A 15,779-nucleotide genomic window follows, 5' to 3' on the forward strand; every position below is an offset into this window, starting at 1 on the left:
CTTGAGCCCGGCTGGACGAAGCTCAATGCCCGGGGGGCCTCGTTCAAACTCTTCCATGGCCCGGAGCATTTCATGATGGTCCCACGCTCCGGAATGCGCTTTGATGGCACCAACAACAATCCGGAGGAAACTATGCGGTTCGTCATTGCCCTCGTCTCGGCTCTGCTTCTGCCGCTTGGCGCGGCGCTCGCCCAGGACTATCCGACGAGAACCATCACCATGCTGGTGCCGTTCGCCGCGGGCGGGCCGACCGACACCATCGCGCGGCTGACCGCGGCCGGCATGGCGAAATCCCTGGGGCAGCAGGTCATCGTCGAGAACGCGACCGGCGCCGGCGGCACCATCGGCACGACCCGCGCCGCGCGCGCCCAGGGCGATGGCTACACGCTGCTGATCCATCATGTCGGCATCTCGACCGCCGCGACGCTGTACCGCAATCTCAGCTATGACACGAAGACGGCCTTTGCGCCGATCGGGCTCGTCACCAACGCGCCGATGACCATCATCGCGCGTCCGGATTTTCCGGCCGACACGCTCAAGGACCTGGTCGCCTACGCCCAGCAGCAAGGCGACAAGCTGACCTACGCCAATGCCGGGCTAGGTGCGGCATCGCATCTCTGCGGCATGCTGTTCATGACCGCGATCCAGAAGCAGCTCACGACGGTGCCTTACAAGGGCAACGGCCCGATCATGAACGATCTGCTCGGCAAGCAGATCGATCTTACCTGCGACCAGGCGACGAACACCACCGGCCCGATCACGGCCAAGCAGGTCAAGGCCTATGCGATCACCACAAAAGAACGGCTCAAGAGTCTTCCCGATCTGCCGACGGCCGACGAAGCGGGCCTCAAGGGGTTCGAACTGGGAGTCTGGCACGGCATCTATGCGCCGAAGGGCACGCCGCCGGCCGTCGTTCAGAAGCTGACCGCGGCGCTCCAGACGGCGCTGAAGGATCCGACGCTGATCGCCCGCTTCAACGACATCAACACCGAGCCGGTCCCGCAGGACAAGGCGACGCCCGAGGCGCTGGGCGCGATGCTGACGAGTGAAATCGATCGCTGGGCGCCGATCATCAAGGCAGCCGGGCAATACGCGGACTGAAGCCAGAGGCGTCCGGTCTGACCCGTCTTTCGGGCGCGACATTGCTGAGCGAAGCGGGATTGAGGAAATGCTCGATCAATTCACTGACAAGCTGCCAATTGCGCGCCTGATTTGACGAACGTCTCGGACCGGCGGCGCGCCGAACTGCCGAAGATATTCGCGACTGAATTGCGAGGCGCTTTCGTAACCTACTGCGAAGGCTACATCTGACGCGGTTCGGTCACCGGAGAGCAGCAGTTGTCGCGCCTCCTGCAATCGAAGCTGCTTCTGATACTGGATCGGGCTTAGCCCGGTCAGTGCCACGAAATGGCGGTGCAGACTGGCGCGGCTCATGCCACTTGCCTTGCACAGGGCCTCGATCCGCAGCCGCGTGTTGGGGTGGTCGCGAATCCATTCGACCGCACGCCGGATTCGGCCGAGCGCCCCCTCGGGCCGGGCGATATGGCGCAGCAGGCGCCCCTGCGGTCCTTGCAGGAGACGATAGAGCAATTCCCGTTCCGCCATCGGGGCCAGAACCGGAATGTCGCCCGGCGTGTTGAGCAACGCCAGCAGGCGCAGCAGCGTGTCGCGCAGCGGTGGCGTCATCGGGTTGATTGCTATCCCGCTGCCGGGCGCATCGGCATCGCGCACCGGCGGCATGGTGGACGCGACCTCGGCCAGCAATGCGGGGTCGAGGACGAGCGACACCGCGACATAGGGCCGGCCGTCATCGGTATCATGAATCTGGCCGCTCAGCGGCAAATCCAGCGCGCTGACGAGATATTGTGCGGAGTCGTAGCGCAGCAGATTGTCGTGGATCGCCACATCCTTCGACCCCTGCAGGATGAAGCAGATCATCGAGCGGTACAGGCACGGCGACGTGCCGGTGGTCGTTTGCCCTACGCCGATCTCCAGTCGCGGGATCGGCGTAACGGTCACCCCCGATCGCGCGTGGCGCAGGGCGATGTCGAGATGCGGCTGGAGATGCTCGGTCATGAGCCTTCTATGGCATCGTTTTTCGAACGAGCAAAGACCTTGAGACAATCGGGCAATAGATTGAGAGCATTGGGCGGGGCGGCGCGCGGCCCGCGCGGCCTATCTGGTTGGCATCGGAACGTCGCCGCAGCGGTGTCGCCTTCCGGCAAAACCATTCCACGAAGGACAGACCATGCCCAAGCAGATCGCACTCGTCACCGGCGCCAGCCGCGGCCTCGGCCGCAACATGGCGCTTCACCTCGCCCGGCGCGGCGTCGCCATCATCGGCACCTATCGCAGCGGCGCGGCAGAGGCCGATACGCTGCGCCAGGAGATCGAGGCACTGGGGGGCAAGGCGGCGATGATCGCGCTTGACGTCAGCGATACCGCGAGCTTCCCGGCGTTTGCCGCGACGGTCGCCGACATGCTGAAGACAGAGTTCGGCCGCGAGCGGTTCGACTTCCTTGTCAACAACGCCGGCCACGGTCTGTACGCGCTCTTCGCCGACGCAACCGAGGAACAGTTCGACTCGCTGATCGGCACGCACCTGCGCGGGCCGGTCTTCCTGACGCAGAAGTTGCTGCCGCTGATCGCGGACGGCGGGCGCATCCTCAATGTCTCGTCGGGCTTCGTGCGCGTCACGATGGCGGGATATGGCCTCTACGCGGCGGCGAAGGCGGCGATCCAGGTGCTGACCAAGTTCATGGCGGTCGAGCTCGGCGCGCGGCAGATCCGCGTGAATGCGATCGCGCCGGGGGCCATCGCGACCGACTTCTTGGGCGGCGTGGTCCGCGACGATGCGAACGTGAACACCTTTGTCGCGCAGACAATCGCGCTCGGCCGTGTCGGCCAGCCCGACGACATCGGCGGCGCGGTCGCGGCCATCCTGTCCGACGACATGGGTTGGGCGAACGGCACCACCTTCGACATCTCGGGTGGTCAGGCGATCTGATCCTCGGGTCGCTCCTTCATCTGGAATCGAGAGGCCATCATGCCCGACCCCAGCCTGACGCTCATCAGCCATCCGCTCTGCCCGTTCGTCCAACGCGCCGCGATCGTCCTGCTGGAAAAGGGCGTTCCGTTCGAGCGGATCAACGTCGACCTCTCGGCCAAGCCCGGCTGGTTCCTGGCGCTGTCCCCGACCGGCAAGGTCCCGGTGCTCAAGGTGCGTCAGGCCGACGGGGAGGACGCGATCCTCTTCGAAAGCATGGTGATCTGCGAGTATATCGAGGAAACGCAGGGCGGCGCATCGATGTATCCCGACGATGCGCTGCTGCGCGCCCGGCAGCGCGGGTGGATCGAGTTCGCCACTCCGACCCTCGCCGATGCCTGGCAGTTCCTCAACGCCACCGACCCGTCGATCGCGGACGCCAAGGGGGCAGCGTTCCGCGAGCGACTCCAGCGACTTGAGATGGAACTTGGCACGGGACCGTATTTCGCCGGCTCCACCTTCGGCATGGTCGATGCGGTCTATGCCCCGCTCTTCCGCTATTTCGCCATCATCGATCCCGCGGTGTCGCGGGCGATCTTTGCCGACCTTCCACGCGTCTCGGCCTGGCGGGCGGCGCTGGCGGTGCGTCCCAGCGTCAGGGACGCGGTGGTCAAAGACTATGCCGAGCGCTTCCGGAAACACCTGCGCCAGCATCATGCGCTCCTCGCGGCCTGACGCCGGCCGCAGACTGGGCATCGGCTGTGCGTTGGGTTGCTTTGGAGGTTTTGATGGCGCGGCGCTACCCCGCCGCCTCATCAAACTGCGCGCTCGCCTCGAGCCAATGCTCCTCCGCGCGCGCCAATGCGTCCGCTGCATTCGCGCGCGCCTTTGACAGCTGCGCGGCCTGCTTGGGATCGCGCGTAAAAATGTCGGGCAAGGCGAGGGCGGTGTCGATCTTGGTGATGATCTCGCTGAGGCGGGCGATCTCGGCTTCGGCATCGGCGATGCGCTTCTTCAGCGAGCCGCGATTGTCCGACCTTGCGCGCTGCGGCTTCTCGCTGGCCGCGCTGCGCTCGCGCGGGGCGGGCTCGCCGTTGCGCGCGGACAGCACCAGGCGGCGGTATTCGTCGAGGTCGCCGTCGTAATTGGTGACGGTGCGGTCGGCGACGATCCAGAGCCGGTCCGCGCAGGCCTCGATCAGATAGCGGTCGTGCGAGACCATGATGACGGCGCCGGGAAATTCGTTGATGGCCTCCGCGAGCGCGGCGCGGCTGTCGATGTCGAGATGGTTGGTCGGCTCGTCCAGGATGATCATGTTGGGGCCGAAGAACGTGGCCAAGCCCAGCAGCAGCCGCGCCTTCTCGCCGCCCGACAATTTGCCGACCTTGGTGTCGGCCGCCTTGCCGGAGAAGCCGATCGCGCCGGCGCGCGCCCGCACTTTTGCCTCGGGCGCCTCGCCCATCAGCTTGCGGACATGGTCGTAGGCGGAGGCGTCCTCGTTGAGCTCGTCGAGCTGGTGCTGCGCGAAATAGGCGATCGACAGCTTGTCCGCGCGGGTCACTCTTCCCGAGAAAGGCGCAAGCCGTCCAGCGAGCAGTTTGACGAGGGTCGACTTGCCGTTGCCGTTGGCGCCGAGCAGCGCAATGCGGTCGTCATTGTCGATGCGCAGGGTGACGCGATTGAGCACGGGGCTGGCCGGATCGTAGCCGACCGCGGCGTTGTCGACCGCGATGATCGGCGGCGACAGGATCTTCTCCGGCGCCGGGAAGCTGATCTCGCGCACATCCTCGGTGACCAGCGCCGTGATCGGCTTCAGCCGCTCCAGCATCTTGACGCGAGACTGAGCCTGCCGCGCTTTCGAGGCCTTGGCCTTGAAGCGGTCGACGAAGGCTTGCAGGCGGGCGCGTTCGGCTTCCTGGCGCTTGACCTGCTTGGCGTCGAGCAGCTCGCGGGCGGCGCGCTGCTCCTCGAACGAGGAATAGGTGCCCTTGTAGAGCGTGAGCTTGCCGCGCTCCAGATGCAGGATCTGGTCGACCGAGCTCTCCAGCAGGTCGCGGTCGTGGCTGATCACGATCACCGTGCGCGGATAATGCGCGAGGTGATCCTCCAGCCACAGCGTGCCCTCGAGGTCGAGATAGTTGGTGGGCTCGTCGAGCAGCAGCAAGTCGGGGGCCGCGAACAGCGTCGCGGCGAGCGCGACGCGCATGCGCCAGCCGCCGGAGAATTCGGCGCAGGGGCGGAGCTGGTCGGCAGCGGAGAAGCCGAGGCCGGAGAGGATCGCGGCGGCACGGCTCGGCGCCGAATGCGCGTCGATGTCGACGAGGCGGGTCTGGATCTCGGCGATCCGGTGCGGATCGGTCGCGCTCTCGGCTTCGGTGAGCAGCGCGTCGCGTTCGAGGTCCGCCTTGAGCACGACCGAGATCAGGCTTTCGGGTCCGTTCGGGGCTTCCTGCGCCAGGCTGCCGACGCGCCAGCGCGGCGGCAGGGTCACCGAGCCGTGCTCGGCCGCGAGCTCGCCGCGGATCACCTTGAACAGGGTCGACTTGCCGGTGCCGTTGCGCCCGACCATGCCGACGCGCGATCCGGGCGTGATCTGCACGGAACTCTGGTCAATCAGAAGGCGTCCGGCGAGGCGGATGGAGACGTCGGTAATGGACAGCATGCGGCCTTGTCACCGCAGGCGGGGTCAAACGCAACCCGTTTTTCTGCTCAGTGCGGGTCGCGGTCGCGCCGCTGCAGCTCATTGAGGAGCTGCTCGAGATGTGTGGGGAGCCGGGGCTCGGGCCGCAGGCTCTGCTGGAGCCGTTCGCCCACGGCATCGCAAATCGAGCGGCTGGTGCGCCGGTCGATCTGTTCGCTGTCATCGGCAAAAGGCCCAGCCATCGCGCGGTTCCGTGTGTTTAAAGTAAAGTCACGGTACCAAGTCATTGCCCCCCAAAATGGTTTCGCCCTTTCCGGGGGATCATCGGCATTCTCGTCAAAATTGTATGAATGCCGCCATATCCGCTCAAAATGCGGAGCCCCGGCGGGGGGATCGCCGGGGCTCCTCTTGGAAGGTACCTGTGGGGGGCAGATACCTTTTGGTCTTTTGGTAAGGTGCTGTCGGGCTCAGTAGCAGCGGTTGATCATCCGCCAGCGGGGTCCCCAGGGGGTCGGGACCAGCCGGCGCACATAGCAGCCGCCATAACCGTAGGAGACGGGGCCGCCGGCATAGAAGCGCGGTCCGCCCCAGCCGCGGCCGTGGTGCCAGCCACCGCCGCCGCCGTGCCAGCCGCCACCGTGCCAATGGGCGGAAGCCGAGGTCGGCGCCAGCGCGGCGCCCAGCGCAACCGCAGCGACAGCGGCAAGCGAAAGTTTCCTCAACATGGTGATCTCCTGAGAACTGCCGGCGCGGGGGCAATCCGCGTCGATGGGAAGGCCGCCGAAACGGTCCGCCTGATGGCCAGGCTTTGGTTTCGATGGAAGGAGCTTAAGCCTGCGGACTGAACCAAAGCCTGAATGGGGGCTTCAGAATGGGTTCATCTGGGTGAAATTGTCGTAATCCACGCTGCAATCGCCGGCCCTGGTCCTGCGGCGAAGCGCCTGTGACGTCATCCCGGCGGTCGCTTGCCGGATCGCAAAGGCGCCGATATAAGCCCCGCAACTCGACAACCACCGCTTTCTTCCCAAGGACAAGATTATGGCCATCGAACGCACTTTCTCGATCATCAAGCCCGACGCGACCGCGCGTAACCTGACCGGCGCCGTCAACGCCGTGATCGAAAAGGCCGGCCTGCGCATCGTCGCGCAGAAGCGCATCCGCATGACCAAGGAACAGGCCGAGACCTTCTATGCCGTTCACAAGGCGCGGCCGTTCTTCGGCGAGCTCGTCGAGTTCATGACCTCGGGCCCGGTCGTGGTCCAGGTGCTGGAAGGCGAGAACGCCATCGCCAAGTACCGCGATGCGATGGGCGCGACCGATCCGTCCAAGGCCGCCGACGGCACCATCCGCAAGCTCTACGCCAAGTCGATCGGTGAGAATTCCGCGCACGGCTCGGATGCGCCGGAGACCGCCGCGATCGAGATCGCGCAGTTCTTCTCGGGCAACGAGATCGTCGGCTGATCCATCAGCTGATAGTTTAGGCCGACACGGGCGAAAGGACGTATTGTGAACTGGCTCTGGCAGATCTTCGATCCCGCTACGATCGGGGCGTTCTTCACCCAGTTTCGCAACGAGATGGCCGAACCGACCTTCTGGATCGCGGTCGGCAAGATCATCTGGATCAACATCCTGCTCTCCGGCGACAACGCGCTGGTGATCGCGCTCGCCTGCCGCGGCCTGTCGCCGCGGCACCGGCTGTGGGGCATGATCTTCGGTGCCGGCGCAGCGGTGATGCTGCGGATCATCTTCACCGGCATCGTCGCGACCCTGATGGAGCTGCCGTATCTCAAGCTCGTCGGCGGTCTCGCGCTGATCGTGATTGCGGCCAAGCTCCTGGTGCCGGAAAACGAAAACGAGGACGACGTCGAGTCCGCCTCGCATCTATGGCAGGCCATCCAGATCGTCGTGGTCGCCGACATCGTCATGAGTCTCGACAACGTCATCGCGGTTGCCGCCGCGGCCAATGGCAGCGTGCCGCTCTTGATCCTCGGCCTTGCCATCAGCGTGCCGCTGATCGTCGCCGGTGCGGCGCTGATCATGGCGCTGCTCGAAAAGCTGCCGGTCCTGGTCTGGGCTGGTGCTGCGCTGCTCGGCTGGATCGCGGGCGAGGTGATCGCGACCGACCCAGGCGTCGCGCCGAGGCTGCACACGCTCTTCGAGGGCCCGTTCGGTGCTTCGCTCGACTCGATGCTCGGTGCCTTGCGCATCCCGCCGCAATTCGGCCATGGCGGCGCCGGCGGCGAATATCTCTGCGCGATCCTCGGCGTGGTCGTCGTGCTGGTCGTCGGCACCATCTGGCGCCGGCGCAGCCTGAGCGCCGCCGCACTGGAATCGTCCGAGCGGCACGCCAGGGCGTCGGCGGAGTAGGCGTTTCCGAGGGATGCACACGTCACCTCTCCTCGCTGGAGAGGTGAGCGCTTCTTCAGCCGATGCTACCGCCTCACGATCGAGCCGGCGCGGCTGACCAGCCGGGCGAGCGCGCGAAAACGGCTGCCGACGCGGTCGGCGACGAGATCGCCGAGGCGGTGCTCGAACACCAGCATCAGTTTGCGTCCCAGGCTGCGGAAATGCGTGGCTGGCAGGACGCCCGGCCGCGCCGCTGAGATCAGATGCGCGACGCGGAACGCAGCGCCCAGGAGGCGCGCGCGTTCGAGCTGCGCCGGCGTCAGCAGTTCCTGCATGGTGACCGGCGGCTGGTTTTCCTCGCTCAGGCCCGCATAGCGATAGAACACCGACAGCCCGACGAAGGCGCGCTCGGTGTGGGTGATCGCGCCGAAATTGCCGTTGACGACGAGGCTCAGTGTTTGCTCGCCGCGATGATCGGGATGCACGCGCCAGCCGATGTCGGACAGCAGGCACGCGGTGTGGCGCAGCCGGCGGTCCTCATCGGTCTCACGCAGCTTCACGACGCGCGCGAGGCGGTCGGTCCAGGCGATCAGCTCGCGGGCGTGCTTGGCCGAGCGTGACAGCAACTGATTCAGCTCTTCGGCAGCGCAGATCAGGCCGTCCTTGTTGCGTTCCGCCTCCGGCAGCTTCTCGTGCAGCAGGCCCTCGCGCACGCCGAAGGTCGAGAACACGATGGTCTTCGGCTTCGCCACGAGGATGATGTGCTCGAGCACCAGCGCCGCATAGGTGAGGAGCGGGCGGCGCGCGTCCGCAACGCTCTCGATATCGGCGAGCATGTCTGCGGCCGCAAGGCGCCGGAGACGGCGCGAGAAATCGAGCGCCTCAGCCGCGGAAATCGAATAGCCGTGCATCACCTGGAGCGGATAGCCGCTCTGGATGATGTGAATGCGCGCGAGCGCGCGCCAGGTGCCGCCGACCGCGTAGAAAGTGCGGCCGCGGCCCGCGGTGAGCTGCGGCACCTCGTCGAGCGCCTCGCGCACGATGCGATCGGCGCGCTTGAGCGATTTGTGTGCGAGATCCTGGAGCGCGAGTCCGCCGAGCGGCAGCGTCACGCCGCTGCGCACGCTGTTCTTGCGCACGTCGATCAATTCGAGCGAGCCGCCGCCGAGATCGCCGACGATGCCGTCGGGGTGATGGATGCCCGAGATCACACCAAGTGCCGACAGCCGCGCCTCGCGCGGACCCGACAGGATCTCGATCTTGACGGCGCAGATGCGCTCGGCCTTGGCGATGAAATCGGGGCCGTTGGAGGCGTCGCGGCAGGCGGCGGTCGCGATCGCGAACACGCGTCCGACCTGCATCACGCGGCACAAGGCGCGGAATCGCTTCAGCGAGGTCAGCGCCTTGTCGACGGCGTCGGGCGCGAGCAGGCCGGTGCTCTGCACCTCGCGCCCGAGGCCGCACAGCGTCTTCTCGTTGAAGATCGGAATGAGGCTCCGCGTCAGCCCCTCGTAGACGACGAGACGGACCGAGTTGGAACCGATGTCAATGACTGCGACGCTCGAGCCGCGCTTGCGCGGCCGCTTCACGTCGGAAATCCCTGATCAGGATTGATGGCGTTCGTTCCGGCGCGTGAGACGACGCGGCGAGGATTCCTTGAGCGACTTTCCACGGCCAGACAGACTCGGATTTGTCATGAAGTAGTTGTGGACATTGAAAGGCTCCTCGCCCTTCGCGGTCTTCATACGCGTTGAGGACCCGTCCGGCAACAATTGCCAGCTCTGCTCATTGTCCTTCAGGTTGGCGACCATGATCTGTTCGAGAACCTGCTGATGCACCGTCGGATTTTGCAGCGGACACAGCACCTCGACGCGGCGGTCGAGGTTGCGCGGCATCATGTCGGCCGAGGAGATATACACAGCCGCTTTGGCGCTCGGCAGGCCCTGACCCATGCCGAAGCAGTAGATTCGGCCGTGTTCCAGGAAGCGTCCGATGATCGACTTGACGCGGATGTTCTCGGACAGGCCGGGAATGCCGGGACGCAGGCAACAGATGCCGCGCACCACGAGCTCGACCTGCACGCCGGCCTGTGAGGCCTCGTAGAGCGCGTCGATGATGTCGGGGTCGACCAGCGCGTTCATCTTCATCCAGACCGCACCGGGCCGGCCGTGCCGTGCATGCGCGGTCTCGCCCTGGATGTGCTCGATGATGCGCTTGCGCAAGGTCAGCGGCGACACCGCCATCTTTTCCAGATCGCTCGGCGCGGCATAGCCGGTGATGAAATTGAACACGCGCGCGGCATCGCGGCCGATGGTCGGATCGGAGGTGAAGTAGGAGAGGTCGGTGTAGATGCGCGCGGTGACCGGGTGATAATTGCCGGTGCCGGTGTGGACGTAGGTGGTGAGGCTGCCGCCCTCGCGGCGCACCACCATCGAGAGTTTTGCGTGCGTCTTCAGTTCGAGGAAGCCGTAGACGACCTGCACGCCGGCGCGTTCGAGGTCGCGCGCCCAGCGGATGTTGGCTTCCTCGTCGAAGCGCGCCTTCAGCTCAATCAACGCCGTGACGGATTTGCCGGCTTCGGCGGCTTCCACGAGCGCGCGCACGATCGGCGAGTTGCTGGAGGTGCGGTAGAGCGTCTGCTTGATGGCGACGACATCGGGGTCGCGCGTCGCCTGCTGCAGGAACTGCACCACCACGTCGAAGGATTCGTAGGGGTGATGGACGACGAGGTCCTTCTGCCGGATCGCGGCAAAGATGTCGCCGCCATGCTCGCGCACGCGCTCGGGATGGCGCGGCACGTAAGGGGTGAATTCGAGATCGGGCCGGTCGAGGCGGGTGAGCTGCGAGAGCTCGTTCATGGCGAGCACACCGTCGACCAGGAACACCTCGTCGTCGGCGGCCGAGAGCGCATGCTGCACGAAGTTGCGCAGCTCTTCCGGCATCTTTCCGTCGATCTCGAGCCGGATCACCGACCCGCGGCGGCGGCGCTTCAGCGCAGTCTCGAACAGGCGGACGAGGTCTTCGGCCTCTTCCTCGATTTCGAGCTCGGAGTCGCGGATGATGCGGAAGGCGCCCTGGCCGTGGAGATTGTAGCCGGGGAACAGGCGATTGATGAACAGGCCGGTCGCCTGCTCCAGCGAGATCAGCCGGACGGCCTTGCCCTCGGTCGGCAGGCGGATGAAGCGGTCGATCTTGCCGGGCATGCGGATCAGCGCGTTCATCTGCTTGCCGTCGGCGGCGCGCGTGAGCTGGAGCGCGATCGTGAAGCCGAGGCTCGGAATGAACGGGAAGGGGTGAGCCGGGTCGATCGCGAGCGGCGTCAGCAGCGGGAACACGTTGTTGAGGAAGTAATCCTCGATCCAAGTTCGTTCCGCCTTGGTGACGTCCTTGCCGTCGACCAGGACGATGCCGACGTCGGCCAGCGTGCCGCGCAGATCGCGCCAGATCGCCTGCTGGTCGGAGGCAAGCTGCGAGACGGTGCGGTTGATCAGCGCGAGCTGCTCGGACGGCGTCAGGCCGTCGGGGCTGCGCTCGGCAATCCCCTCGCGCACCTGGGCCTTGATGCCGGCGACGCGGACCATGAAGAATTCGTCGAGGTTATTCGCTGAAATCGACAGGAATCGCACGCGTTCGAGCATGGGGTGGCTCGGATTGACCGATTCCTCCAGGACGCGGCGGTTGAAATGCAGCCAGGAAAGCTCGCGGTTGATGAATCGTTCGGGGCTCGATGCGATCGCCGGCAGGCCTTCGGCCTCGGGGGCTTTCTCTTTAACTTCAACAGCTTGCGCAGAATCCATCAGAAGTCGGTCCATCCAGTTCGCCCCAATTTGCGACTTACGCGCAAAACCGGCGGGAGCATGTGTTAGAGCGATGACGTTTCGATGACATTGATGTTCCGCCGCTCCGCCGCGTCAAGCGGGTCTGGCGTGGGGGCGGCCGCGCAGGCCGATCAGGCGTCCCGCAAGAGCTCGGCGGCCAGCGCCCTTGTGACAGGGCGGCCGAGCCGGAGGGCCTCGCTGTCGAGCAGTTCGACGGCCTGGCGGGCGGCGGCCGAGGACCGCTCCAGGCGGGTGGCGAGGTAGCCGACCACGCTCTCGTCCACGGCGAGCTGGCGGTCGGCGCAGAATTTGACGATCAGGCCGCGGAAGAGCTGGTCGTCGGGCGGCAACAACGCGACCACGGGCACGGCGCGCAAACGCGAGCGCAGGTCGCGGAGCTCGATCTCCAGCGAGACCGGCACCTCACGTCCGGTGAAGAGGACGTAGGCGCCGTCCTCGCGGGCGAGATTCATCAGGTGGAAGAGGGCGCGTTCGTCGAATTCCCCCACCTTGAGATCCTCGACGACCAGCGCGCCGGTGGCGAGCGCGCCCGGAACGGCTGTGGCAGTCAGTGCATTGGCCGAGGTTGAGCGGGCACCTGATACCTCGGCCCAGATCGCGGCGAGATGGCTCTTGCCGCTTCCCTCCGGACCGGCGAGCCACATGATCCGGTTCGGCCATTCCGGCCAGCTGTCGATCAGGCCGAGACCGGCCGCGTTGGCAGGGCCTTCAAGAAAGTTGTCCCGGCTGAGGCTCTCCGCATGCGGAAGCGAAAACGCCAATTGTCGGGGATGGACGCGGCCTGCCACGCTTGCTTTGCTCCATGCCGGCGTGCCGGCTTGCTGGATAAGGATTCGACTTAATCGAGCGGGAGTTGGCCTTTTGCGGGCCGCATCCGCTCTCATTTGGCCTCGATCGTGCTCATGTGCCGCAGCCACTCGACCAGATAGAGTGACACCGAGGAGAGCGTGAAGACCGTCACGAGACCCATCAGGATGATATCATAAGGAGCCGGCTTGAAGCCGAAGGCAAGCGCCGCCAGCACCAAGGCGGCGAACGACACCTGTGCAACGGTGTTGAGCTTGGACACCTTCGAGGGCTTCATCTCGACCGGCCGGTCGAACAGCCAGGATACGATCACGGCGGCGACGATCATGATGTCGCGCGACACCACCAGGATCACGATCCAGCGCGGAATCGCGCCCCAGATGCCCAGCGCCATGTAGATCGAGACCAGCAGCGCCTTGTCCGCGAGCGGATCGAGCAGGGCGCCGAGCTCGCTCGTCATGTTGAAGCGCTTGGCCAGGAAGCCGTCCACGGCATCGCTGATACCGGCGATCAGGAAGACGGCGAACGCCACCTCCATTTGGCTCGACACGATGGCCCAGACGATGATCGGGACCAGCATGATGCGGCCCAAGGTAATGATGTTCGGAATACTCACGAAAGCGCTTCCCGGCACCCGGCCTGACCTCGAATTCGGCCCTTTGGAGGCTGAACCGGTTGATATCTCTACATAGTATACGGAGGGGCGCCATGCGAGCCATTGCGCGTCCCCGGAATTCGACGTAACCAGCCGCAAACCCACTGGAAATCGGGCATGACCGACCGCAAAAACGGCCTCACTTACGCCGATTCAGGCGTCGATATCGATGCGGGCAACCGCCTGGTCGACCTGATCAAGCCGATGGTGCGCGCCACCGCACGGCCCGGCGCCGACGCCGAGATCGGCGGATTCGGCGGCCTGTTCGACCTCAAGGCGGCCGGATTCAAGGACCCCGTCCTGGTGGCCGCCACCGACGGCGTCGGCACCAAGGTCAAGATCGCGATCGAGACCGGGCTGCACGGCGGGATCGGCATCGACCTCGTCGCCATGAGCGTCAACGACCTCGTGGTGCAGGGCGCCGAGCCGCTGTTCTTCCTGGACTATTTCGCCTGCGGCAAGCTCGACCCCGAGGCCACGGCCGCGATCGTCGCGGGCGTCGCGGAGGGCTGCCGCGAATCCGGCTGCGCCCTGATCGGCGGCGAGACCGCCGAGATGCCGGGACTCTACAAGGACGGCGATTACGACCTCGGCGGCTTTGCCGTCGGTGCGGCGGAGCGGGGTACGCTGCTGCCGCGCAAGGATATCGCCGCAGGCGATGCCGTGATTGGTCTCGCCTCGTCGGGCGTGCATTCCAACGGCTTCTCGCTGGTGCGCAAGATCGTGGAGCAATCCGGGCTCGGCTTCGAGGCACAGGCGCCGTTCGCGCCCGTGATGACGCTCGGCGGCGCGCTGCTGACGCCGACGAAGCTCTACGTCAAATCCTGCCTGCGCGCGATCCGCGAGACAGGCGCGGTGAAGGGGCTCGCCCACATCACCGGCGGCGGCTTCACCGACAACATTCCGCGCGTGCTGCCGAAGACTCTCGGCGTCGGCATCGACCTTGCGCGCCTGCCGGTGCTGCCGGTGTTCAAATGGCTCGCCGCTCAGGCCGGCATCGCCGAGCTGGAAATGCTGCGCACGTTCAATTGCGGCATCGGCATGATCGCGATCGTCGAGCCCGACAAGGTCGACAAGGTGATCGAGGTCTTCACCGACGCCGGTGAGACGGTGGCGCAGCTCGGTACCGTGATTCCGGCCGAGGGCGAGCACCGCGTCGTCTATAACGGTCACCTCGACATGGCACTGTAATGACTGGCGCTATGATGAAGCGCCGCGTCGCCATCCTGATCTCCGGCCGCGGCTCCAACATGGCCGCGCTGATCAAGGCCGCAACCGCAGCCGATTTCCCGGCCGAGATCTCGCTCGTCATCTCGAACAAGGCCGATGCGCTCGGCCTGGAGCGGGCCAAAGCGAGCGGCGTCAACACGCTGGTGATCGAGAGCAAGCCGTTCGGCAAGGACCGCGCCGGCTTCGAAAAGGTGCTGCAGGCGGCGCTCGACCAGCACGGTATCGAGCTGATTTGTCTGGGCGGCTTCATGCGCCTGTTCACGGCCGAGTTCACAAAAGCCTGGTACGGGCGGATGCTCAACATCCATCCCTCGCTGCTGCCGTCCTTCCCCGGCCTCGACCCGCACGGCCAAGCCCTGCGCGCCGGCGTCAAACTGTCCGGCGCGACGGTACACTTCGTGATCCCCGAGACTGACGCCGGTCCAATCGTGATGCAGGGCGCGGTTCCCGTCAGCGATCACGACACGGGCGATACGCTGTCCGAGCGCATCCTCGAGGTCGAGCATCGCATCTATCCCGAAGCGCTGCGGCTGCTCGCGACGGGCAAGGTCCGGATCGAGGGTGACGTCTGCAAGACGGCGGGCAGCTCTGCGTCGGAGAATTTTCTGGTCGCGCCGCTGGTGGGCTGAAGCCTCCCCGTCATTGCGAGGAGCTCTTGCGACGAAGCAATCCAGAATCGTTCCGCGGAGAGATTCTGGATTGCTCGCTTCGCTCGCAATGACGGAATATGTCGCCGACGCGCGCCGTCCAACGACCCTCCGCGCAACAGGCGAGCCCTCGTTTCACTGCCCCAAATAAAATCCCCCGGCAGAGCCGGGGGCAACGTCATGATCTCTCGCGATTCAGCTTTGAGAGAAATCAGGAGACCTTGAGGTTCTCCGCGGATGCTTTGCCGCGGTTCTCCACGAGGTCGTATTCAACCACCTGGTTCTCGTTGAGGGTGGAGAGTCCTGCACGCTCGACGGCGGAGATGTGGACGAACACGTCCTTATCGCTGCCGTTCGGCTTGATGAACCCATAGCCCTTGGTCGGGTTGAACCATTTGACGGTGCCCTTTTGCGGCATCGCTAGTCTCCTCCACTAGATATAAAAAAGACGCGGCCGCTTTTCGCGTGCCACGCCACAAACGGGCTTCCGGTAGTCTGTTCGAGTCTCATCGTCGCGAAACGCACAGCGCGGCCAATTCCGATTGTGGCCAACATTGCAACATGAAAATCGCCCGTTAGCAAGCAGCGCGCGAATTTCAAGATGGGGGGCGGGTACCATCGTCTGCTA

At 65.4% G+C, this 15,779-nt stretch carries 16 protein-coding genes; 7 read left to right on the forward strand and 9 right to left on the reverse strand.

Annotated elements, in window-relative coordinates:
• The first annotated feature begins 132 nt into the window (after window positions 1-132).
• Window positions 133-1,101, forward strand: a complete 969-nt coding sequence (locus IVB26_RS18930; protein WP_247973209.1) for a tripartite tricarboxylate transporter substrate-binding protein — start codon at window positions 133-135, stop codon at window positions 1,099-1,101.
• Between the two features lie 75 nt (window positions 1,102-1,176).
• Here IVB26_RS18930 and IVB26_RS18935 read toward each other — a convergent pair whose 3' ends face one another.
• Entirely contained in the window at window positions 1,177-2,076 is a 900-nt protein-coding gene (locus tag IVB26_RS18935; protein ID WP_247973023.1) for an AraC family transcriptional regulator, read from the reverse strand.
• Between the two features lie 172 nt (window positions 2,077-2,248).
• On the opposite strand from IVB26_RS18935, the gene IVB26_RS18940 reads away from it, so the two are divergent.
• Both IVB26_RS18940 and IVB26_RS18945 read left to right on the forward strand, forming a co-directional pair.
• Window positions 2,249-3,007 (forward strand): SDR family NAD(P)-dependent oxidoreductase, encoded by a 759-nt coding sequence (locus IVB26_RS18940; protein ID WP_247973024.1) that lies wholly within the window; start codon window positions 2,249-2,251, stop codon window positions 3,005-3,007.
• Between the two features lie 39 nt (window positions 3,008-3,046).
• The gene (locus IVB26_RS18945; RefSeq protein ID WP_247973025.1) at window positions 3,047-3,721 is read left to right on the forward strand and encodes a glutathione S-transferase family protein; all 675 of its coding nucleotides are present in this window, start codon (window positions 3,047-3,049) and stop codon (window positions 3,719-3,721) included.
• Between the two features lie 64 nt (window positions 3,722-3,785).
• Here IVB26_RS18945 and IVB26_RS18950 read toward each other — a convergent pair whose 3' ends face one another.
• The 3 genes from IVB26_RS18950 to IVB26_RS18960 all read right to left on the reverse strand — a co-directional run bounded on the left by IVB26_RS18950 (window position 3,786) and on the right by IVB26_RS18960 (window position 6,352).
• Window positions 3,786-5,648 (reverse strand): ABC-F family ATP-binding cassette domain-containing protein, encoded by a 1,863-nt coding sequence (locus IVB26_RS18950; RefSeq protein WP_247973026.1) that lies wholly within the window; start codon window positions 5,646-5,648, stop codon window positions 3,786-3,788.
• A 47-nt stretch (window positions 5,649-5,695) separates the two neighbouring features.
• A complete protein-coding gene (locus IVB26_RS18955) occupies window positions 5,696-5,869 on the reverse strand; it encodes a hypothetical protein (RefSeq protein WP_247973027.1) in 174 nt (57 codons plus the stop codon).
• 225 nt (window positions 5,870-6,094) lie between these two features.
• A complete protein-coding gene (locus IVB26_RS18960) occupies window positions 6,095-6,352 on the reverse strand; it encodes a sulfur globule protein precursor (RefSeq protein WP_247973028.1) in 258 nt (85 codons plus the stop codon).
• A 313-nt stretch (window positions 6,353-6,665) separates the two neighbouring features.
• Between IVB26_RS18960 and ndk the strand changes: the two genes are divergently transcribed.
• Together ndk and IVB26_RS18970 are read left to right on the forward strand one after the other, a co-directional pair.
• Window positions 6,666-7,088, forward strand: coding sequence for a nucleoside-diphosphate kinase (ndk, locus tag IVB26_RS18965; protein WP_140979454.1), 423 nt, complete (start codon window positions 6,666-6,668; stop codon window positions 7,086-7,088).
• Window positions 7,089-7,133: 45 nt separating this feature from the next.
• Window positions 7,134-7,994 carry a TerC family protein gene (locus IVB26_RS18970; RefSeq protein ID WP_247973029.1) on the forward strand — a complete coding sequence of 287 codons (861 nt, stop codon included), beginning with the start codon at window positions 7,134-7,136 and terminating at the stop codon, window positions 7,992-7,994.
• A 65-nt stretch (window positions 7,995-8,059) separates the two neighbouring features.
• Here IVB26_RS18970 and ppx read toward each other — a convergent pair whose 3' ends face one another.
• The 4 genes from ppx to IVB26_RS18990 form a co-directional block, all read right to left on the reverse strand.
• Window positions 8,060-9,562 carry an exopolyphosphatase gene (gene ppx, locus IVB26_RS18975; protein WP_247973030.1) on the reverse strand — a complete coding sequence of 501 codons (1,503 nt, stop codon included), beginning with the start codon at window positions 9,560-9,562 and terminating at the stop codon, window positions 8,060-8,062.
• 15 nt (window positions 9,563-9,577) lie between these two features.
• Window positions 9,578-11,770, reverse strand: a complete 2,193-nt coding sequence (locus tag IVB26_RS18980) for an RNA degradosome polyphosphate kinase (protein WP_247973210.1) — start codon at window positions 11,768-11,770, stop codon at window positions 9,578-9,580.
• Window positions 11,771-11,922: 152 nt separating this feature from the next.
• Window positions 11,923-12,600: a P-loop NTPase family protein gene (locus tag IVB26_RS18985; protein ID WP_247973031.1), complete on the reverse strand. Its 678-nt coding sequence runs from the start codon at window positions 12,598-12,600 to the stop codon at window positions 11,923-11,925.
• A gap of 92 nt (window positions 12,601-12,692) precedes the next feature.
• Window positions 12,693-13,235 (reverse strand): CDP-alcohol phosphatidyltransferase family protein, encoded by a 543-nt coding sequence (locus IVB26_RS18990; protein ID WP_246926695.1) that lies wholly within the window; start codon window positions 13,233-13,235, stop codon window positions 12,693-12,695.
• A gap of 156 nt (window positions 13,236-13,391) precedes the next feature.
• Here IVB26_RS18990 and purM point away from each other — a divergent pair, with 156 nt between their 5' ends.
• Window positions 13,392-14,465, forward strand: a complete 1,074-nt coding sequence (gene purM / locus IVB26_RS18995) for a phosphoribosylformylglycinamidine cyclo-ligase (protein ID WP_247973032.1) — start codon at window positions 13,392-13,394, stop codon at window positions 14,463-14,465.
• Window positions 14,466-14,479: 14 nt separating this feature from the next.
• Window positions 14,480-15,133, forward strand: coding sequence for a phosphoribosylglycinamide formyltransferase (gene purN / locus IVB26_RS19000; RefSeq protein ID WP_247973211.1), 654 nt, complete (start codon window positions 14,480-14,482; stop codon window positions 15,131-15,133).
• A 229-nt stretch (window positions 15,134-15,362) separates the two neighbouring features.
• On the opposite strand, the gene IVB26_RS19005 is transcribed toward purN, so the two are convergent.
• Window positions 15,363-15,569, reverse strand: a complete 207-nt coding sequence (locus IVB26_RS19005) for a cold-shock protein (protein WP_007591938.1) — start codon at window positions 15,567-15,569, stop codon at window positions 15,363-15,365.
• Window positions 15,570-15,779 lie beyond the last annotated feature (210 nt).

The organism is Bradyrhizobium sp. 195, from assembly GCF_023101665.1.
In the GTDB taxonomy this organism is placed as follows: domain Bacteria; phylum Pseudomonadota; class Alphaproteobacteria; order Rhizobiales; family Xanthobacteraceae; genus Bradyrhizobium.